The sequence below is a fragment of the Floridaenema flaviceps BLCC-F50 genome (assembly GCF_041929275.2).
GTDB classification, from domain to species: domain Bacteria; phylum Cyanobacteriota; class Cyanobacteriia; order Cyanobacteriales; family Aerosakkonemataceae; genus Floridanema; species Floridanema flaviceps.
Map to the genome: position 1 here is coordinate 677,028 of NZ_JBHFNR020000002.1, position 20,293 is coordinate 697,320.

Here is a 20,293-nt window from a genome sequence, read left to right on the forward strand (position 1 = left end):
TGCGTAGGTTGGGTTTTGTCTTATCTTTAGATAAAACCCAGATATTTTGATATGCGATACCCAATAAAAATTCCCAGAACGCCACCAATACCACCAAAGAGGATCGAAGACAAGGAAAACAGACTTGCACCCCACAAAATTGGGACATAGCTACCAATTGTAGAACCCACAAACATCCCAACCCCGATAATCAATTTATTCATTCTATCCATTCAGAGAAAGCCTCCAAACTACTCAACATTAATTGTTAATAGACCTCATAATATTAAACTTGTTCATCTATACATCTATCTATGGGCTAATAAACAGATGTATTTACTGCCCAATTAAATTTGTTACCAACGAGCTATTACATATACCTAGTCATTTGTACGCGGTAACGGTCTTTTTTTGTTACCGCAATTTCCCCAACTTCTAAACGTCCTTTGCCGCGAATTGCTACTAAATCACCTGATTTTAATTGATGACTAGCTTGGGTGATTTCTTTCCAATTAACGCGCACATCACCGCCATCAATTAAATCTACCATTTTGCTGCGAGACATTCCAAAACCAGCGGAAGCGATCGCATCTAACCGCAAAGAAGCTTCTACCGTTGTTAACTCTTTCTTCTTCGGTTCTTTAATCTTTAATTCGCTAATTTCAATGCGTTGAGTTCTGACAGGGACCGATCGCACTTGTTCCAAATGCGTTTCTAAATATTCCACCATTTCGGGAACTACAATTGCTTGAGCACCTCTTTCACCCAAAACAATTAAATCACCAGTTTTTTCCCGATTAATTCCACAACCTAACATTGCGCCTAAAAAATCGCGGTGAGTTGCTGGATCGAATAAGAAATTACCAGCAATTTCTAAAGCAGCAATTTCTACTTGGGAGATGTCTAAAGGGAGTTCGGAACGTGCGATCGCTAAACGCTGTCTTTCCGCCTGTGGATAACCACCCCAAGCCAACAAATGCACCTCCGTCAACTTACCAAACATCCTCTGAACTTCTGCCAACTCAGGCGGCGAAAGAAAGTCAGAAAACACAATTTCCCAAGTTTTAATTGCCTGTTGGGCTAAATCAATTACTCTAGCCGCACAGTCTCGATTTTCTACACCTTTTAACAGTTCTTCTCTAGGTAACATCGGACAATTTTAGATTTTAGATTTTAGATTTTAGATTGATTGATTAACTGCCATTTCCAAACTTCAGTATCTGGAAGTTCTGGCATTTCTACTAAGTGTAACCGTTCCATGCCCAACTTTTGCAAAATTCGCCTAGAAGCTAAATTATTCACAGGACAATGGGCAACAATTCTCTTTAATTCTGGGTGAGAAAAAGCCCAATTTACCAAAGCTTCTACCGCCTCAAAACCGTAACCTTGATTTCGATAAGCAGCAAACACCTCATAACCCATCTCTAAACTTCCCGACTCATCAGGTTTACCACCAAAACCCAAATCGCCAATTAACATATTCTCTTGAGTTTGAATCATCAACCAAACACCCCAACCCAACTTTGTGGGATCGTCCACCAGCATTTGAGCATACATTGGTAAAAAATCTTGCACCTCCGTTTTGTGCCAATCTTCCGGTACACCCGCCCCCAAAATTTCAGCTACTCGCGACGGATTAAAAATACTCGCTTCCGCTACTTCCAAAGGGCATGGAATTAACTTTAAGCGTGCCGTTTTGATTCGCAAACTGCTGCTGGGATGATTTTTAGACATTTTGATCCACGTAACCTTGCATATTTTCGGGTTCAAACTGACGGAGAATATTAGTAGCTCGGCGGGTCAGAGTTTCCGAACCTTTCACTACAATTAAATATTTACCAGCATTTAAGCGATTGCGATAGGGTAAAGCATCACCACCACCAAAAATTAAACCAGTTCCCCCACCAGCAAAAATACTGCCCATTGCCCCGGAGATCGCACCTAAAACCCCACCAATTAAATGATTGCCGATTTCACCAGCCCAAGCAAAGGTATTTAACCCAGTGATGACGCTGAAGGTAGTCCCAGCGACAAAACCAAAGGGAATTAACCAAAATGCCATGAATTTAGCTTGTTTAATCGCTTGTTCGTTGGGGTCAATTAAACCAAATTCATCGGCACTTTTGTAGCCTCTGCCTAAGATGGTAACTTTATCCATCGCAAAACCTTCTTTTTCTAGGGCAGAGTAAGCTGCTTCTGCCTGAATGCGATCGCTCAAAACAGCAACAAGATAATTCATAAACTCAACAACATCGGTTACTTTTAACAGCGTAGCAGTGATGGGAACACCAAAGGCTCCAGGGACTCCAGGGACACAAATTCAACCAACTACCAACTACCAACTACCCATTACCCTTCTGCCTTCATCTAAAAACTTTCTAGCAAATCTCAATCGGTAATGTCGTTTGCCGCTAGAATGACCTACTGTAAAGATTTTTCATGGTGGCAAACCAGTACAAGGTAGCAATAACTATTGCAGTTAAAAAAGGTGAAAAAGCTTTGTATAAGCCTATAAAAGCCTTCTGCCCTCTGCTTTTTGCCTTCTGCTTTCTTATTTAAACTCACTTACTACTCATGTCAAAGGTTCTCGTATCCGATCCAATAGACCAAGCTGGCATCGACATCTTATCCCAAGTAGCCCAAGTTGACGTAAAAACTGGGCTACCCGCAGAAGAGTTGGTGAGGATCATTCCCGAATATGACGCGCTAATGATCCGTTCCGAAACTCGCGTTACTCAAGAAGTGATCGCAGCTGCTAAACAGCTAAAAATTATTGGTCGCGCCGGGGTTGGTGTTGATAATGTAGATGTGCCTGCGGCAACCAGACAAGGTATTGTCGTAGTTAACTCCCCGGAAGGTAACACGATCGCAGCTGCTGAACACGCGATCGCCCTAATGCTAGCACTCTCTCGTCTAATCCCTGATGCCAACGTTTCAGTTAAAAGTGGAAAATGGGAACGTAAAAAATTCGTTGGCGCAGAAGTTTACAAAAAAACTCTCGGTATTGTCGGCTTAGGTAAAATAGGCTCTCACGTAGCCGCAGTAGCAAAAGCAATGGGCATGAAACTATTAGCTTATGACCCATTTATTTCTACTGAACGTGCCGAACAAATCGGCTGTCGTTTGGTAGATATGGATTTGCTATTCCGGGAAGCTGATTACATTACCCTGCATATACCCAAAACTCCTGAAACTACCCATTTGATCAATGCTGAAGTTTTAGCCAAAATGAAACCCACCGCCCGCATTATCAACTGCGCTAGGGGCGGCATCATTGATGAAGTAGCTTTGGCACAAGCAGTTAAAGAAGGTAAAATTGCCGGAGCAGCCTTGGATGTGTTCGAGAAAGAACCTCTGGGTGAGTCGCCGTTATGCGAAATGGGTAAAGATGTGATCCTCACTCCTCACTTAGGCGCTTCTACCGCTGAAGCACAGGTGAATGTGGCGATCGATGTAGCCGAACAAATCCGCGATGTATTATTAGGATTACCCGCCCGCAGCGCCGTCAACATCCCCGGTTTGTACCCCGATGTTTTGGAAAAACTCAAGCCTTATCTGCGACTGGCAGAAACTTTAGGCAATTTAGTCAGTCAACTTGCAGGCGGAAGAGTCGAAAGTCTCAACGTCCATTTGCAAGGAGAATTGGCAACTAATGACAGTAAACCCATAGTCATCGCTGCTTTGAAAGGTTTGCTTTACCAAGCACTGCGAGAACGAGTTAACTACGTCAATGCTGGTATTGAAGCCAAAGAACGGGGAATTCGCGTCATCGAAACCAGAGATAACGCAGTGCGTGATTATGCTGGTTCCTTACACTTACAAGCGAAGGGATCTTTAGGCGAACACTCAGTTACAGGCGCTTTGTTGGGTGATGGGGAAATTCACATCACAGATATTAATGATTTCCCGATCAATGTCCCGCCAACTCACCATATGTTATTTACTCTGCACCGGGATATGCCAGGAATTATCGGCAAAATCGGTTCTTTACTAGGCAGTTTTAATGTCAATATTGCCAGTATGCAGGTAGGTCGCAAAATTGTTCGCGGTGATGCGGTAATGGTGCTAAGTCTCGACGACCCCCTACCGGAAGGAGTTTTAACTGAAATTCTCAAAGTTCCCGGAATTCGCGATGCTTACACTGTAACTCTGTAAATTTGAGATTTTAGATTTTGGATTTTAGATTGTTATGCGATCTAAAATCTGAAACTCGATCGATTTTAGGTTTTTCTTCCATCCCCAATCTAAAATCTAAAATCCAAAATCCAAAATCGATCGCCTGGGTGTTAATCTGTCGCGTAAATTTTCAAACATGGCAAACAGTTGGTGGGAACTACAAATTTTCTGCGATCCAGTTTTAGAAGAAGCACTATTCTGGCGACTAGAAAATTTTGGCTGTCGGGGAACTGCTAGTGAAATTAAAGGAAATCATTGCTTAGTTAAGGCTTACTTACCGCAAGAACAAGCCGAATTATTGGATTTAGCAGCGCTTTCTTTATGGTTACGTCAAGATGCACTGGTTTTGGGTTTGCCATTACCCGCTATGCAATGGCATTTAATAGATGAGGAAGATTGGTCAAGTAGTTGGAAAGCACATTGGCAACCGCAAGAAATTGGCGATCGCTTCTTAATCAACCCCGCTTGGCTACCTGTTCCCACTGACACCGATCGCATTGTCTTCCGCCTCGATCCCGGCGTAGCTTTCGGTACGGGTAATCATGCTACCACTCAACTTTGCTTAGAAGCTTTGGAAATGCGCTTAACCGATCCGGAAACTGACTCTCACATAGTCGTAGCAGATATCGGTTGTGGTTCTGGTATTCTCTCGATAGGCTCGGTGTTACTAGGTGCCGAAAAAGTTTATGCTGTGGATACCGATCCTTTGGCTGTACGTTCCGCCCGCAGCAACCGGACTCTGAATAATGTTAGTTCGGAACGTTTAATTATCGAACAGGGAAGTGTCGATCGCGTCAAACAATTAATCGATAGTCCGGTAGATGGTATTGTCTGCAACATTCTCGCTGAGGTAATTATTGACTTGTTGCCGCAAATGGGGGCGATCGTCAAACCTACCAGCTGGGGCATTCTCAGTGGCATTCTCGTAGAACAAGCAAAACCTGTGGCTGATGTTTTAGAACAACAAGGTTGGATCGTTGCTACTCTCTGGCGCAGACAAGAATGGTGCTGTTTTAATATTCGTCGCCTCTAGAATTATTCATATTTCCTTAATATTTTCCTGATGTCATTAACTTATGTAGTAACTTTAAGTTCAATTGCGAATTTTTAATAAAAATTTTCTGGTAAAAATACTCAATTATTAAGTCTTATTTAGCCGTAAAAGAATCCTTATCGCAAAATAAATACACACATTAAAGACACTATTATTTACAATTTCTGGACAAGCAAGATACATTTTGTGCCTAACAGCCAGTTTATAATTAAGACATAATAAAGGCAGATTTCATCTAGTTGAGTGTGACACTTGTCACAAAAGGGTCGGCAATGAAGTCACGAAGGAGGTGAATTTTCCCTCACCAAATCCATCTGACAGCATCACTTTTAAAGGGCAGGCTGCATCACTACTCCTCTGGGAGTTTTACAGGATATTTAATATTGTTGAATTAAAGAACAAGCAAAAATGCCTACCACTTTTAAAGATTCCAAAGAATCTCAACATACCAAGTCGAATGCTGCTCAAAAGTTATTTGATAGCCAATTAGAGCAAATCCCTGTCCGTTACAAAGGATGGGCAATCAGCACTAAAGTTATCAATGGAAAACTATGGATACGTTGGCAACATCCCAATGAAAACTTTCCTCGTTATGGTTGCCCAGTAAGTGAGGAAGGTCTGGAAGTTACCATTAGTAATGTTAAGTTCCTGATCAACTTAGCCAATAAGCTAGAAGATGAGTTGAAAACCAAGGGTTTGCGCCGTCAATCTTCTAACTATTAGCTAAAAATGTCTGTAGATCGGGAACTTCCACCCAAAGACCAGTATCATTGGATTTGTGAGCTAAATCCATCAATAATTGTGAATAAACTCCTTCTTTTAAAGAAGGTGTCTGCGACGCGCCGAGATTAATTCCTTGTACCCAATTATCAACAACGCGGATGAAAGGTGCAATTCTGCCATCTGTGTAATTTTGGGGAAAAGCTAATCTGTTGGGAATTACAACTTCCGAAAGGTTTTTTCCTGCGGGTGCAGCTAAGAGACGAAAACCGTGAACATAGTCTTTTTGGTTATCGCTACCTAAAACTAGAGTACCGCGATCGCCATAAATTTCCACCCAATGCCCTCGTCCTTGATAAGTCACCGAACTAATACAAATTTGGCAAGGTGTACCATCTGCCAACTCTAGCATCAACATACAGGCATCATCAGCATCCACAGGTTTCATTTCACCTGTGTTGGGGTCAGGACGAGTGGATATAGTGGTAATTAATTTGGCAGATAAGCGCCGTACAGGGCCAAATAACCAACTAATATAATCAAAAATGTGGGAACCTACAGCGCCTAATGCGCCACCACCTTGAGCTTTTCGCGCATACCAGTTCCAAGGGCGCATCGCATCAGCACGACTGGGAACTAAACAATCTATTTTAATTAATCGTTTTTTTCCCACATAATCTGCCGCTAACATTTCTGATAGCATCATCCAAGCGGGTACGAAACGAAATTCAAAATCCATTGTGGCGATCGCACCACGCCTCTTCGCCAAATGATATAATTCTCTAGCCTCAATAGCCGTCAAAGTCGTAGGTTTTTCCAATAATAAATGTTTTCCAGCTTGTAACACCTGACTCGCCATTTCATAATGCAAAAATGGCGGCGTGGAAATACTCACAGCTTGGACTTCCGGCAAAGCTAAAATCTCTTCCATAGAAGTACAACCATGCGGAATATTATATTTAGATGCGATAGTTTTTGCCTTAGCTAAATCGCGATTATAAACCGCAACAACAGCAGTATTTGGGTTGTCTTGTAATCCGGGAATATGGACTTTTTCCCCAAATCCAGTTCCCACAACAGCGACACCAACTTTTGAATTTTGAGCAGATGCTACAGACATGAACTTATCTCAAAAAACGATTAGTAAAAGGATAGAGGTAGAATTCACCATTTTTGGCTTTACGAGAGGCATTGATTACTAAAATCAATTGAGCAATAGCCAGAAGTATGGTTAAAGAAAAACTCAACGTACCTAATTTTAAACCAAAAAGAATATCACCATCTTGTTCGGTTCCACTTCTCCCAATGGCAGCAATTCTAGTTAAGCCTATGATTATACTTGGAACTAATAAAATTAGCGCCATTATAAAATTGTAGATTGTAAAACAAAGCTGAAAGTTTATTGACTCTTTTGCCTGTTCATCAATAAAAGAATCGTCGCTTCTTTTGAACCACCAAATAGTTAATGGCCCAATAATATTCAGAACAGGTAAAGTAAAGCCAATAAATATGAAAGGTATCCAAATGAGGGAAGACAGATGTGCCCACATTCCCCACTTGCGAATCTCTTGAGTCTCGTTACTTTGTGTCATGGCTCATTATTCCAGAGAACTAACTCAGCAGTTATCTCATTTATTTAAGCCAACTTTAGCATTACTTTTTTGCGTGTTGCTCTATCCATTGAATCACTTGATAACCGAGTTTAGTACCGCTAAGTCGATCGACTTCTCGCACACCTGTAGGACTAGTAACATTTACTTCTGTAAGGTAGCCACCAATCACATCAAGACCAACAAAGATTAAACCATCTTGTTTTAACACGGGGGCGACTTGGGCGCAAATTTGGAGTTCGCGATCGCTAATTTCCGTCGCCACAGCTTGACCACCCACAGCCATATTACCGCGAAATTCCTTACCAGTAGGAACGCGATTTACAGCGCCTATAGGTTCACCATTAAGTAAGATAATCCGTTTATCTCCTTCCTTAGCAGCGGGTAAATACTCTTGCACCATTACTGGAACTCGACCTTGCAAAGTGCTCAGTTCTATTAAAGAATTGAAATTGCGATCGCCCCCTTCCAAAAATAAAATACCTTCCCCCGCCTTACCTCCCAAAGGTTTAAGAACTGCTGCCCCTTTTTTATCCACAAATTCCCGAATTACCAATTTATCTGGAGTTACAATTGTTTCCGGTATTGCCTCAGTAAATTGAAGCGCATACATTTTTTCATTAGCCGCTCTAATGCCTTTCGGAGAATTAATGACTAGTGTTTTTTCTGGATTAATGTAATCAAGAATATAAGTAGCATAAAGATAAGGAATTGTTACAGGTGGATCTGTTCGCATAAAAACAGCATCCATATTTTCCAAAACTTGAAAAACATTTTCTCCCAATTCAAACCAAGGCAGAGTAATTAACCAACGTCCGTCTACTAATTGTACTGGAGTCAGTTGCACCCTTTGTAAAAGAGCCCAAGCTTGACCATTAACCACACTTAAACTTTCCGCTTGCGTAATCCAAACTTCATGACCCAATTGTTGAGCAGCTTCCATGAACGCTACGCTGGTATCGTGACCAGGGTCTAACTTTTGAATTGGGTCAATGATAAAAGCAAATTTCATCGTTTTGTTATTAGTCATTGGTCATCAGTCATTGGTCATTGGTGATTTATAACCAAAGACCAACGATTAAAGACTATACCAGGAGTGGGTCGAGTTTACCTGCCTTATCTAAAGCATGAAGGTCATCACAACCGCCGATATGTTGGTCGTTAATGAAAATTTGCGGTAGAGAGCGTCGTCCGTTGGCACGTTGAGCCATTTTCCCCCGTGCATCTTCATCTCCATCAATACAGTACTCAGTAAACTCAACACCCTTTTTGTTCAGTAAATTTTTAGCACGAATGCAGAAGGGGCAAGTACTCCAAGTGTAGATTTCTACGTTAGCAGCCATTGTATCCTCGATCGAAAAGAAACACTTCTTAATTTTAAAGGCATCAACCGAGCAACTTACCAACGACCAATTTCCGATAAAAAATTGGGATTAGAAGTATCATCTGCCTTCTAATCCCAATTTATAACTATAAGTCAACCGAAAAATTTTCACTTAGCCCAAGTATCGATGCACAGGAAACTCTATTGCCAATCTACCAACTCAAAATTAAGCAGTTTTGTTAAGTTTCCGACGACGGGATGCCATCAAAGAAGCACCGACTAAACCCAAACCTGCCATAGTTGCTGGTTCTGGTACAGATGCACTTGGGGGTGGAGGAGTTACGCTGGGAGGATTGTTTACAAAGTTTTCACTTCCACCATTGGCAAACCCTTGGACGTGGAAACCGACACGCAGAGCACCACTTGCCAAATCACTAAAAACGTTCTGTAAAGTTTGGCCTGCATTTAAATTAAATAGAACGCTAACCCATTCTCCGGGATTAACACCCATAGGCTGTACTGGGTTATTAGCTTTTACACCGAAGTCTTCGTTAAAGTTAACGTTATTCCCGGCTGGCAGATTCAGATTTCCGGTGGCAACACTGAAGTCCACACCTACACCACTGTCTGAGATCCCGGCAATACTTCCTAAAGCACTAGAGTTATCGAAGTAAATTTGGGTAATCGAAGATGCAGCAGACCCTACGTTGCTGAACTTAAACACAGCTTGGGTAGCGCTGAGGTTTTCTGTACCAGCTGCATCTGTTACATTTAAAAATAACTGAGATTCTCCAGCTGCTGCGTTGTCAGGGTTATTGTTAGTGATGTTATCAAATGTAAATTGTAATGCTTTAGCTGGTGAAGCAGTTAAAGTGGAAGAGGCAATAGCAACGGTTGTCGCTAATAAAGAAGATCCGAGCAGAGCAGAAAGACTTTTTTTCATAACATTCTCACTTGAAATATGATTTCTTTAAGTTGGTCATCTGGGTGTCTTGATATAACTCTAGCTACCCCGATCGCCCTTGCCTAGAGAAATAGGGCAAGTTTTACCAAATCATCATAAATTAGTATCTTTGAATACGATTTAGTAAATTGATATGTGATAAGAGGTTTTTACTGATGTAAAAAATAATCGAATGTGATGGCAAAGAATTTAGAGCCGTATTAATCTAGACTTAAGCGATCGCTCTCCAAATAGTAGAATTTTTGATTCCAAATATTAGCTCTACAAACACTTCATTTTTACGTATGATTACATAGCTAAAAATAGATTCGTGCTGGATGATTCAGTGAAACAGAGTAGTTAGTGCAAGAAGGCAGAAAGCTCAACAGAAGAAGGCTTTTATGTTTAGCTAACCATAAAACCTGAAAATAAAAAAAGACCGAGATTAAAAGTAGTTTTCTACTTCTAATCTCGATCTAGCCCCACTTCAACCAGAAACCCAAAAACTAATTAGTCTCTCTTGGTCAAACTCTCAAATGGCAGCCATCTGAAGATCGATTATGCTTGAGCTACGCTGTTGCGTTTACGTAGTTTGAGCGCACTGATAGCAACTACACCCAAAGCAAGTGTTGTGCCAGGTTCAGGAACCCTTCTTGTGCTATCGCTGCTACCACCGCCTGTTGAGGGTGGTTGTGATGGGGGAGTGTAGCCACTGTAATTAACTGTAATGCCCTGTGTAATGCTAGGTTCGTTGAGGGCTGTACCGTACTGGAAGCGAACATTTCCAATTTTGCCTATATCGAAACCAGTGGGCAAACCTGCTAAAACGAAGGTTGCAGAACCTTTCACAAAAGTTCCACCTGATACTGCTGGATTTGCACGGTCGTAAGATTGATTGCTGACGATACCGTAATCCATTTGCTGTCCGCCACCACCTTGGAAAATTCCCAAACCAGCAGTACCTATACCGTAGTCTTGGCTGATAGCAGTGATGCTACCATTGGGTAATTTCCATTCATCAAGAGAACCCGCAAGGTTCACATTAGTTCGACCATTGGTTAGTAATGGAGCTGTAGCTGAGAACAAAGATAAGTTAGACAAGGGAGAGCCATTATAGTCCCAGAAAAGTGCGGTAAGGATATCCGAAGGTACTGAGGCACCCGGCCCTATGTTAGATAGAGTAATTGTCAGTTTCCCCGGATTCAAGGCATCATCAAAAATAGCTGATGCTGCCAGCCCATTATATTGCCCCCGACTTTCGTATGTATTGGTGCCTGTGCCAGTGAATGTAACGGATGCCGCATCTGCTTTAGAGATTTGTCCGATCGCAACTAAGGATAGTGCAGACAGACCGAGAACTAGTTTTGGGAAGTGTTTCAACATTTTCATTTAACTAAATAACTGGAATTTACGACAGTTTGATTGCGAGACTAATTTTTGGTTGAGATGCGATCGCCTGATGACCGGGATGAATTTTTGTAATTAGTTGGGGTTTACCCTAACCAAAGACTTAAATAAAAAACTTATGGGAGGGTTTGTTTAACAGTTAACGGGTGTGTTTACTGTATTTCAAATCTAATGTAATCAACTCAGAAAAGCTTTGTCTACAGTAATTAACGATCTTCTTCATATCTTCATACATACTCAAAAATTAATTCTAGACTGGACAATTTTTCAGCTTAATACTGACAACTGTCTCAGGGATTTTCCCGAATCTAAAATTAGAATTTTACTAAATAAACTTTTGATAAGTTCTTAAATTATCAGTGATTACACGGTTGATTTTCCGAGATTTGTTGCCTGAATAAATGCGATCGCCAATCCCGAAAATAAAAACCGAAACTTTCTAGTAATAGTACTTAAAAGATTCCTAATTAGTGGTGTTGAAAAAAATAGTTTTCCCTCAGTAAGTTTGCGTAAGATAGCAATTTTTAGTTAGCTCAAGACTAGGAAAAAATTAACCCCGCTATCACAACGGGGTGTTCCTTACTTAGAAAATATACTAGTTAAATTACTGAGCTTCTAATCAAGATCCCCGACTTCTTCAAGAAGTCGGGGATCTGGGTACTGAGCTTCTAATCAAGATCCCCGACTTCTTCAAGAAGTCGGGGATCTGGGTACTGAGCTTCTAATCAAGATCCCCGACTTCTTCAAGAAGTCGGGGATCTGGGTGGCATACCTTTTAATGATGCACAAGCGCATAATTGACTAATAAGGCGAGTCGCTGACGCAGTGTTTCTAATCCTAAGCGATCGCTTGCAGAAATGAACACTGCTTGGGGAAACTCTTCTTGCGCTAAGGCGAGGGTGTCGCTGTCTACTTGGTCAATTTTGTTAAAAGCGATTAAAGCGGGACCCGGAGTAATGGGCATTTCTGACAAAATAGCCATTACCGAACGAATCTGACTTTGCCACGCGGGATGGGAAAGGTCTACTAAATGCAGTAAAGCGTCTGCTTCGGTGACTTCTTCCAAAGTGGCGCGGAAAGCATCCATTAATGCTGGGGGTAGTTCGTGAATAAATCCTACTGTATCGGTGAGGACGATCGCCATTTGTTCCCCAGTATCTGCATTGGGAATCATCAAGCGTCGGGTAGTAGGATCGAGGGTGGCGAACAGTTGGTCTGCGGTGTAAACTTGGGCGTTAGTCAGTGTATTCAACAGGGTAGATTTGCCAGCGTTGGTGTAACCTACTAAAGCTACTGAGGGAACTTCTTTATGCTGACGGTTTTGCCGCAGTCTTGTTCTGTGCGCTTGTAATTGGTTAACTTCCTGTTGTAAGCGGGCGATGCGACGTTGAATAGCCCGACGTTCGGTTTCTAATTTTGTTTCACCCGGACCGCGAGTACCAATACCACCACCCAACCTAGACATTGCTTGTCCTCTACCTGTGAGTCGAGGCAGCATATATTCTAACTGGGCGAGTTCTACTTGTAATTTCCCGGCTCCAGATTGGGCTCTTTGGGCGAAGATATCTAATATTACTTCAGTGCGATCGACTACGCGCACGCCAATTTGGGTTTCCAGGTTGCGAACTTGTCCGGGGGAGAGGTCGCGATCGAATACAATTAAATTTGCGCCTAATGTTTGGGCACTCAGGGCAATTTCTTGCACTTTACCTTCACCGACAACGGTTTGGGGATGCAAACGAGAACGCTTTTGCTTGATAGTTTGCAAAACTTCTCCGCCTGCTGTGTTGACTAACCTTGCCAATTCATCGAGGATGTTTTGAAATTCCTGTGGCTTGAGGTTATCTGTTTGCAAACCTACTATTAAAACGCGATCGTGGTCAAGGTCTACCTGTTGGGCGACAAATTCTCTTTGGAATTCTGCTTCTAAGTTTTCGACTAATTCCAATAAGTCTTGTTTGCTTAACAGGTCTAAACTCATGGGTGAAGAAACTGTCCAAGCAGCTTGTCCGTTGAGTTCCGACTTTTCTCCCGTATTAGGGACGAGATGCGCTAAATAGGTTTCTTTGACATACCCAGTTGCGCCACCGCCTCGGCGTTCAAATCCTTCTTCGGTAAAGGTGAGACTGACTAAAGCATCTAAGCGTTGAATCGCCATTGCTGTCAAGTCTGCTTCGCTGGGTGGATCGGTTTTTTGTTGCGTAGCGATGCAACGTATACCACTGAGTCGTTCAGCACCATAGCGAGGTAGTTCCAAGGGCGGAATTTGCGTTTGTCTGGGCGTTCCCACACCTACACGAATTACTTGTCCCCGACGGTTAATATAGGCGCACACAGGTTGGTTAATTTCCGCACTAATGGCACCTAAACGCTGGGCGAATTCTGGCGTGGTGATGCGATCGCCCGGAAGACGTTGGTGATACAGTCGTTCTAGCTGCTTAAGTTGACTAGATTTTAGACCCTGAAGGTTTCCGTAAATCGTTTCTATAGGACTTCCTTACCAGTAACCTGGCTGCGAATGGGGTATTACCTATTTTAATCAATCACGACTGGAAACTGTGTTTGTTGAAGAAGTCGAAGAATTTCCACACCTGTGTTCGCCAAGGCGATGGTTCTTTTTTCCCCCCCAATGCTTTTTCGTAACTCAGGTAAGCTTCTTGTTGGCGACCTAATTTAGCTAATGCCGCACCCCGAAATGTCCAAGCTTCGCTATCGTTAGGCTTAATTTCTAATGCTTGGTTACAACTGTTGAGGGCTTCTTTATAACGCTGTAGGTGAATTAACACAACTCCTCGAAATACCCAAGCGCCGCAGTTTTGCGGTTGTAGTTCTGTGGCTTTGTCGAAACTGGCTAATGCTTTTTGATAATGACCTAAGTTGGCAAGCGCATCTCCTCTGTCATACCAAAGCTGACTATTTGCTGGGTTGGTCTGCAAAGATCGATCGCACTTCGTCAACTGTTCTTTATAAGTCTTATCATTGGTCATAAAATGTCTGTAACTAAAATTTTTGTATACTAATTATACAAATGTGGTTTCTTGGTTACAAGGTGCGATCGACTTTTTGAGTATTTGTAATCATTGTTTTAGAGTTATTAGTAAAAAGTTATAACCTTGGATGGGGGCATCATCACTGTAATGCAGCTGCTAGAGATTGGGGTGTTGATTTAACTTTAAAATGGATGGAGGATGTACTCCGCAATAATGGAAGAATTAAATAGTTTAAGTTAAATGCCGTCTCCGGTTGTCAATAATTGAAATAAAGGTTCTTTCTGCCACTCAAAAGCTGTTTTTTTAACTTCTGGTAATGACTGAGTTGGCTCAGAACAGCGCACCGCAATTTTTTGACACCAACGTTCTTCAATTTCAATTAAAATTGCTTGACGACCTAACATTTTAGCAGCTTGTCCAACAACACCCGATCCAGCAAAACAATCCAACACAACGTTATTTGGGTAAGAACTGGCTTTGATAATATGAGTAATTAAATCTAATGGCTTTTCTGCTGGATGTTTACCAGGATAAGGTTTGACTGTGGGAAAATCCCAAACATCTGTGTAGGGTATATCAGCCGTTACATAAAAAGGTCTAATTATTGTTTCATAATCAGGTAATTCTGGAATTTGCGGACTATGTTTAGAAAAGGCTAATTTTAGTTTTTCGTATTGAGTGCGATCGGGAATATTTCTGCCAGTTTCCCAATTTGATACTGCACCACCATGATTTATACTCCCATACTCACCAATAGCTTCTGTGAGTTGAATAGTTGATAATCCTGCTGCTTTGCGCGTTTTCTTTAGCAAGCTGCCAAATGCTGATTGTTTTGGTTCTTCTTTAGATGCTGACTCAGCAAAAATTATTCGTTCGGTATGTGAATACCAAGCTCGTAAACTTTCTTTTTTTGTTTTTTGCTTCCAACCATCATAACCAGGATCGTTTGGTTTTGTCCAAGTAATTGATGCTAGTACATTAAACCGTTCATCTAACATCACTTCGATTTTTGCTGCCATTTTAGGAGAAGCAAAACAGTAAAGGGAACCGTTGGGAGTTAATACTCTTTGCCATTGTTCTGCTATTTTGTCTAACCAATTTAAGTAGTCTCTATCATTCTTAAAATCTCTATCACCCACAATATTAGCTTTTTTAGTAGAATGATAAGGCGGATCTGTCAGAATAAGATTAACTGAATTATCCGGGAGCGATCGCAACACCTCTAAGCAATCTCCCTGGTAAAGGGTGACTTGGGCTGATTTGAAGTAAATCTCCATTATTCAACTAAAAATACAACTTTATTTTAGTTATCTTATCTAAGATAGATTAAAAAAACAAGCAACTACTTAGGAATAAGTGTGGTTCAATTTAGCCAATTATTATTTCTTTTGTCGCCACCGCTTAACACTAATTTGCAATTCTTCAGTTAACCAATCATCATATTGCGGATATACTGGCAAACGTGGCACTAATTCCCAACTCGCTGGTTGCAAAATTTGAGTTAATTTCTGATAATGGGGATGAGGATAATCTGGATTCACTTCATCTTTTGGTCCGATTCCCCCTAAGTCTCTCGCACCTGCATCTAAACAAGCTAATAATAATTCTGGTTGTTGGACTAAGTTGGGAGGAATTTGAATTGTGATTTTTGCGGGTAAAATTTGTTTGGCTTTCGTGATTATTTCGGGTAATAAATGAGTATCAAAAGCGGGAAATTGTCCAGTTTGTTGAGTTCCGGGACTGTGGGGTTGGAGGATTACTTCTTGAATGTTTCCCCAGCGTTGGTGGATTTTGGCGATCGCTTCCAAACTCTCCCACCAATCTGATGAATTTTCCCCAATACCCAACAACAAACCAGTAGTAAAAGGAATTTTTAATTCACCTGCAAATTCTAACTGTTTTAATCTTAATTCTGGTAATTTACTGGGTGCATTTTTGTGAACTGTGTTTAATAAACTGGGTGTTAATTGTTCTAACATTAAACCCATTGAAACATTGACAGTTTTTAATTGTGCCATTTCTGCGAAACTTAATGGCCCAACATTAGTATGCGGTAAAAATCCTAAAGAGAGTGCTAGTTTACAGAGGTGGTAAATGCGATCGAACCAAGCTTTTCGTAAAGGTGAGTTGGGATGTACTTCGCCGCTAAGAATCAAAATTTCACAAACGCCTGTATTTTGCAGAGACTTGAGTAAAATTTCCCCATCAGCAAGAGTTAACCAAGGACTTTTACCTGGATCGGTGCGAAAATTGCAATAAGCACATCGGTTAAAACATTCATAGGTAGGGACGATGGTATAAGCAGGACTGTAAGTGATTTGGCGGGAAGTAGAAGCTGACATAAATTAAATTTTTACTGATGATTGACGGCTAAATTAATTTTAGCTAAACTCCCAAGACTGGCGAGACTTACTCTTCCCCATTTTGCCAAACACTTACTCCTCATCGCTGTCTTTTAATTGGTGCCAACGTTTTTTGGCGTAGATGTTTTTGACATGAGTTTTGACGGTGTTTAAACTGATATGCAGCTTTTCGGCAATGTCTTGATAGCTGTATTCTTGACGTAGCAGCGACCAAATTTCGATTTCGCGATCGGTTAACTGATACTTTTGTTGCTCGAATTGTAAATCTTCTTGCAGAATTTGATTGCGATTTTCTAAGAAAATCAAAATCTGTTGATTTTCGCTTGCGGGTAAATTAGCATCAGTAACACCTAAGTTTACCCAACTGGCGCGAATCCGAATTGTTTGTTGTTCGGCGGTTGAACATTCGGTAACGATCGATTGTTGATAACCTATACCCTGTTTAATTAACCGATAGCAAATTTCGGAAATTTCTAATGGTAAAGTGCTTAAATGGCGATCGCCAACTGACAATTTTTGGCTAATTTCCTTAGCTTGTAGATTCATATAGATAGGTTTAACATGGCGCGAAATTACCATCACACCTTCTCTTAATGACTCAGCTAAAACCATCCAAGGAGAATTAAATAATGCGTTTGTTACAGCGTTAATTTCTGGAGATGTTTCTAGATTAACAGTCAGTGAATGAGCGTTCATAATTCATTTCTCTCTCGCTATGAGCCCATTCTCTCTTTGCTAAAAGTGAAGATGCAATGAGTAAGGCGTTGAACTCACCAGTCTGGAGAAGTCATATCGTAAGGACTCCAGTTGAGTGAATCAACCTGAAGTAGGGTGAAGTTTTTTGTTAAACTAAAAGCTGATGGAGCCAGAAAACCCCAAAATAGCCGACATCAGCCTTTAGTGCTCTTAAAGCAAAAACTGTAGCTACTATTTAGCCCCGCTTCGGGATATGGTTTCCTGGCATTTGTAGCCAAACTTGTTGCTTCTGTACAAATTCTCGGTCTAGTAGTCAGGAAAAACCTCACCCTAAAGGGTGCTTCTGGAAAAAGGCTACCAACCATTCGCCGGGAAAAGGTTACAGAAAATATTTGTTCCCTACTCCCTGTGTGCTTCCATCATCAAGATGTGCCGCACTCTTGCCGATAGCTTGTAAAAAATTACCTGATTCACTTTACTTCTATGAACCCAGAATACTTAGAAAAGTGGTTTCCGATCGAACAGCAGCGTAGCTATGTTTCCATGTTGGTGAAGCGGGGGGGTGGACTTACCAAGCGAAGGGCTGAGTATTTTGTTCGCTTGTGGGCATACTTATTGGTGAAACAGTTACAAGAATCAGATGGACGCTTAGTGCAACCTTTGACAAAATTAGAATTGCCGCAAGGATGGGTAGCTTGTACTCACAAGGAGGCAGCGGAACTATTCTATGGTGAAAAAGACCGGGGTGGCGATCGGGCTGCGGGAATGATGCTTAATCAATTAGCAGCACTCGGTTTAATTGAAAAACACTTTGATGGTAACACTACTTGTATTCAAATTGTGCTTGGTGGGTGCGATTATCCCCCACCAGAGCCAGTAAAACCAGTGGAATTAATCATAGATGATTTTAATCCCAGAACTGATGCGGTTCCGGTTGCTAATTTGATCGATCGGCATTACGTGCAAACGGCAAAAGATGCCACCGCAACTCCTCACCAGATTACCCGAACATTACGCGATTGGGCAAAGCAATATTCCACTGGAATGCGGGTGTTGCGACGGAGTGATAACTTGCATCCCGTAGGAATTTCGATTATTTACCCAACTGTAAAGGAATCAGAAGCGAATTTCTTTCTCCCTCCCGGAAAAACTCGCTTCTTGACTTCCGATATGCAAAATGAACCTTTTAAAATGGCTGTTAAGGGAGATGAAGATTGCAGTTCCGCCTTTCTCAGAGCTTGCCTAATCGATAATCCATACATGGAGTATGAGACGCTCTGTGATTTTGTGGAAGATTTACAGAAAACTTTGGTAAAAGTACAAGTTGATTTTCCCAATCTCTGCGATTTACATAGTGTGGCAATCAATCCCTTTGCTGGAGAAATATCGAGAGTTCTGGGATTTCAAAGAACTTACCAAGATACTCAACGCCCGATCTATCGGATTTATATTCCGGTCGATCGCTTTCTAGCTTTGAATGTGCGCCAAATTCTCTCCGGTCTGAAACTTCAGCCTACCTCAGAAAAAGCAAAAAAGGAAACTGTTCCTAGTGCAGTACGGCGGAAATAGTCCTGCTCAGATCCCCTCAGATCCCCCCTCAGATCCCCGACTTCTTCAAGAAGTCGGGGATCTACTGCCTTCCATAAGCAGTTCTGATATCTACCATAAGATTAAACAATTAAATTAATTGCAACAAATACTTTACAAACCGCAACAAATCCCTTAATGTATATTTAGGCGGGCAAACAAACCGCTCAGAACCTAGAAAAATAAATCATCGCAATTATCCAACAATGACCACAACCATTCAACGTAGCTCTAGCGCTAACGTCTGGGAACGGTTCTGCAACTGGATCACCAGCACCGAAAACCGCTTATATATTGGCTGGTTCGGCGTATTGATGATCCCCACCCTGCTAACCGCAACCACCTGCTTCATCATCGCTTTCATTGCTGCACCTCCAGTAGACATCGATGGTATCCGCGAACCCGTAGCTGGTTCCTTAATCTACGGAAACAACATCATCACTGGAGCAGTTGTACCTTCTTCTAACGCCATTGGCTTGCACTTCTACCCAATTTGGGAAGCAGCCAGCTTAGACGAATGGCTGTACAACGGTGGCCCATACCAGTTGGTAATTTTCCACTTCTTGATCGGTGTATTCTGCTACATGGGTCGTCAGTGGGAATTGTCCTACCGCTTAGGTATGCGTCCTTGGATCTGCGTAGCGTACAGCGCACCAGTATCCGCAGCTACCGCAGTATTCTTGATCTACCCATTGGGTCAAGGTTCCTTCTCTGATGGAATGCCTTTGGGAATCTCTGGAACCTTCAACTTCATGTTGGTGTTCCAAGCAGAGCACAACATCCTGATGCACCCCTTCCATATGTTAGGTGTGGCTGGTGTATTCGGCGGTTCCTTGTTCAGTGCAATGCACGGTTCTTTGGTAACATCTTCCTTGGTGCGTGAAACCACCGAAATCGAATCTCAAAACTACGGTTACAAGTTCGGTCAAGAAGAAGAAACCTACAACATCGTAGCCGCACACGGTTACTTTGGCCGTTTGATTTTCCAATATGCTTCTTTCAACAACAGCCGCAGCTTGCACTTCTTCTTAGGTGCATGGCCCGTAATCGGAATCTGGTTCACCGCTTTGGGTGTAAGCACAATGGCTTTCAACCTCAACGGTTTCAACTTCAACCAATCTGTAATTGACTCACAAGGTCGGACAATTGGGACTTGGGCAGACGTAATCAACCGTGCTGGTTTGGGTATGGAAGTAATGCACGAGCGCAACGCTCACAACTTCCCACTCGACTTGGCTTCTGCTGAAGTTGCTCCTGTTGCTTTGAGCGCTCCTGCGATCAATGGCTAAGGCTTTGAGATAATTAATCTTTAACAAAAAAGCGTCTTCTCAAAAAGAGGGCGCTTTTTTGTTTTGGGGTTTTTGTTGATGCGTAGGGACACGGCATCATTAAAATTTTGGATTATCGACATGATTTTATGATGTCCTGTCCCTACTTTTTTTAC

The 20,293-nt window shown here is 41.8% G+C and carries 20 protein-coding genes; 5 read left to right on the forward strand and 15 right to left on the reverse strand.

The genetic code is table 11. The features are described 5' to 3' along the window. Positions 1 to 26 precede the first annotated feature (26 nt). From ACE1CI_RS23005 to ACE1CI_RS23020, 4 genes are all read right to left on the reverse strand, one after another. Positions 27 to 203 carry a hypothetical protein gene (locus ACE1CI_RS23005; RefSeq protein WP_496615724.1) on the reverse strand — a complete coding sequence of 59 codons (177 nt, stop codon included), beginning with the start codon at positions 201 to 203 and terminating at the stop codon, positions 27 to 29. Positions 204 to 349: 146 nt separating this feature from the next. Further along, positions 350 to 1,129 (reverse strand): photosystem II electron transport protein, Sll1252 family, encoded by a 780-nt coding sequence (locus ACE1CI_RS23010; protein ID WP_413265905.1) that lies wholly within the window; start codon positions 1,127 to 1,129, stop codon positions 350 to 352. A gap of 23 nt (positions 1,130 to 1,152) precedes the next feature. Continuing rightward, the gene (locus ACE1CI_RS23015; protein WP_413265906.1) at positions 1,153 to 1,713 is read right to left on the reverse strand and encodes a GNAT family N-acetyltransferase; all 561 of its coding nucleotides are present in this window, start codon (positions 1,711 to 1,713) and stop codon (positions 1,153 to 1,155) included. Further along, on the reverse strand, positions 1,706 to 2,218 hold the full coding sequence (locus tag ACE1CI_RS23020) for a hypothetical protein (RefSeq protein WP_413265907.1): 513 nt from the start codon (positions 2,216 to 2,218) through the stop codon (positions 1,706 to 1,708). The genes ACE1CI_RS23015 and ACE1CI_RS23020 overlap by 8 nt, the downstream gene beginning before the upstream one ends. Before the next feature lie 335 nt (positions 2,219 to 2,553). Here ACE1CI_RS23020 and serA point away from each other — a divergent pair, with 335 nt between their 5' ends. The 3 genes from serA (at position 2,554) to ACE1CI_RS23035 (ending at position 5,932) form a co-directional block, all read left to right on the forward strand. Beyond that, a complete protein-coding gene (serA, locus tag ACE1CI_RS23025) occupies positions 2,554 to 4,134 on the forward strand; it encodes a phosphoglycerate dehydrogenase (protein ID WP_413265908.1) in 1,581 nt (526 codons plus the stop codon). A gap of 157 nt (positions 4,135 to 4,291) precedes the next feature. Beyond that, positions 4,292 to 5,188, forward strand: coding sequence for a 50S ribosomal protein L11 methyltransferase (prmA, locus tag ACE1CI_RS23030; protein ID WP_413265909.1), 897 nt, complete (start codon positions 4,292 to 4,294; stop codon positions 5,186 to 5,188). Positions 5,189 to 5,617: 429 nt separating this feature from the next. Continuing rightward, complete coding sequence (locus ACE1CI_RS23035) at positions 5,618 to 5,932, forward strand: hypothetical protein (protein ID WP_413265910.1); 315 nt, start codon at positions 5,618 to 5,620, stop codon at positions 5,930 to 5,932. Here ACE1CI_RS23035 and ACE1CI_RS23040 read toward each other — a convergent pair. From ACE1CI_RS23040 to ACE1CI_RS23090, 11 genes are all read right to left on the reverse strand, one after another. Further along, positions 5,922 to 7,049, reverse strand: coding sequence for a Gfo/Idh/MocA family protein (locus ACE1CI_RS23040; protein WP_413265911.1), 1,128 nt, complete (start codon positions 7,047 to 7,049; stop codon positions 5,922 to 5,924). The genes ACE1CI_RS23035 and ACE1CI_RS23040 overlap by 11 nt on opposite strands. 4 nt (positions 7,050 to 7,053) lie before the next feature. Continuing rightward, complete coding sequence (locus ACE1CI_RS23045; RefSeq protein WP_413265912.1) at positions 7,054 to 7,521, reverse strand: DUF4870 domain-containing protein; 468 nt, start codon at positions 7,519 to 7,521, stop codon at positions 7,054 to 7,056. Positions 7,522 to 7,582: 61 nt separating this feature from the next. Beyond that, entirely contained in the window at positions 7,583 to 8,551 is a 969-nt protein-coding gene (gene gshB / locus ACE1CI_RS23050) for a glutathione synthase (RefSeq protein ID WP_413265923.1), read from the reverse strand. 73 nt (positions 8,552 to 8,624) lie between these two features. Then, on the reverse strand, positions 8,625 to 8,882 hold the full coding sequence (gene grxC / locus ACE1CI_RS23055) for a glutaredoxin 3 (protein WP_413265913.1): 258 nt from the start codon (positions 8,880 to 8,882) through the stop codon (positions 8,625 to 8,627). Positions 8,883 to 9,089: 207 nt separating this feature from the next. Further along, positions 9,090 to 9,806: a PEP-CTERM sorting domain-containing protein gene (locus tag ACE1CI_RS23060; protein WP_496615727.1), complete on the reverse strand. Its 717-nt coding sequence runs from the start codon at positions 9,804 to 9,806 to the stop codon at positions 9,090 to 9,092. 558 nt (positions 9,807 to 10,364) lie between these two features. Beyond that, a complete protein-coding gene (locus ACE1CI_RS23065; RefSeq protein ID WP_413265915.1) occupies positions 10,365 to 11,189 on the reverse strand; it encodes an XDD4 family exosortase-dependent surface protein in 825 nt (274 codons plus the stop codon). 799 nt (positions 11,190 to 11,988) lie between these two features. Further along, positions 11,989 to 13,701, reverse strand: coding sequence for a GTPase HflX (gene hflX, locus ACE1CI_RS23070; RefSeq protein ID WP_459564101.1), 1,713 nt, complete (start codon positions 13,699 to 13,701; stop codon positions 11,989 to 11,991). Positions 13,702 to 13,756: 55 nt separating this feature from the next. Then, on the reverse strand, positions 13,757 to 14,200 hold the full coding sequence (locus ACE1CI_RS23075; RefSeq protein ID WP_413265917.1) for a tetratricopeptide repeat protein: 444 nt from the start codon (positions 14,198 to 14,200) through the stop codon (positions 13,757 to 13,759). A 239-nt stretch (positions 14,201 to 14,439) separates the two neighbouring features. Continuing rightward, the gene (locus ACE1CI_RS23080) at positions 14,440 to 15,480 is read right to left on the reverse strand and encodes a DNA methyltransferase (RefSeq protein ID WP_413265918.1); all 1,041 of its coding nucleotides are present in this window, start codon (positions 15,478 to 15,480) and stop codon (positions 14,440 to 14,442) included. Positions 15,481 to 15,582: 102 nt separating this feature from the next. Further along, entirely contained in the window at positions 15,583 to 16,545 is a 963-nt protein-coding gene (gene cofG / locus ACE1CI_RS23085; protein WP_413265919.1) for a 7,8-didemethyl-8-hydroxy-5-deazariboflavin synthase subunit CofG, read from the reverse strand. 93 nt (positions 16,546 to 16,638) lie between these two features. After that, entirely contained in the window at positions 16,639 to 17,262 is a 624-nt protein-coding gene (locus tag ACE1CI_RS23090) for a LuxR C-terminal-related transcriptional regulator (protein ID WP_496615730.1), read from the reverse strand. A 483-nt stretch (positions 17,263 to 17,745) separates the two neighbouring features. On the opposite strand from ACE1CI_RS23090, the gene ACE1CI_RS23095 reads away from it, so the two are divergent. Both ACE1CI_RS23095 and psbA read left to right on the forward strand, forming a co-directional pair. Beyond that, a complete protein-coding gene (locus ACE1CI_RS23095) occupies positions 17,746 to 18,831 on the forward strand; it encodes a hypothetical protein (RefSeq protein WP_413265921.1) in 1,086 nt (361 codons plus the stop codon). A gap of 224 nt (positions 18,832 to 19,055) precedes the next feature. Further along, complete coding sequence (psbA, locus tag ACE1CI_RS23100) at positions 19,056 to 20,138, forward strand: photosystem II q(b) protein (RefSeq protein WP_413263358.1); 1,083 nt, start codon at positions 19,056 to 19,058, stop codon at positions 20,136 to 20,138. Positions 20,139 to 20,293: the final 155 nt, after the last annotated feature.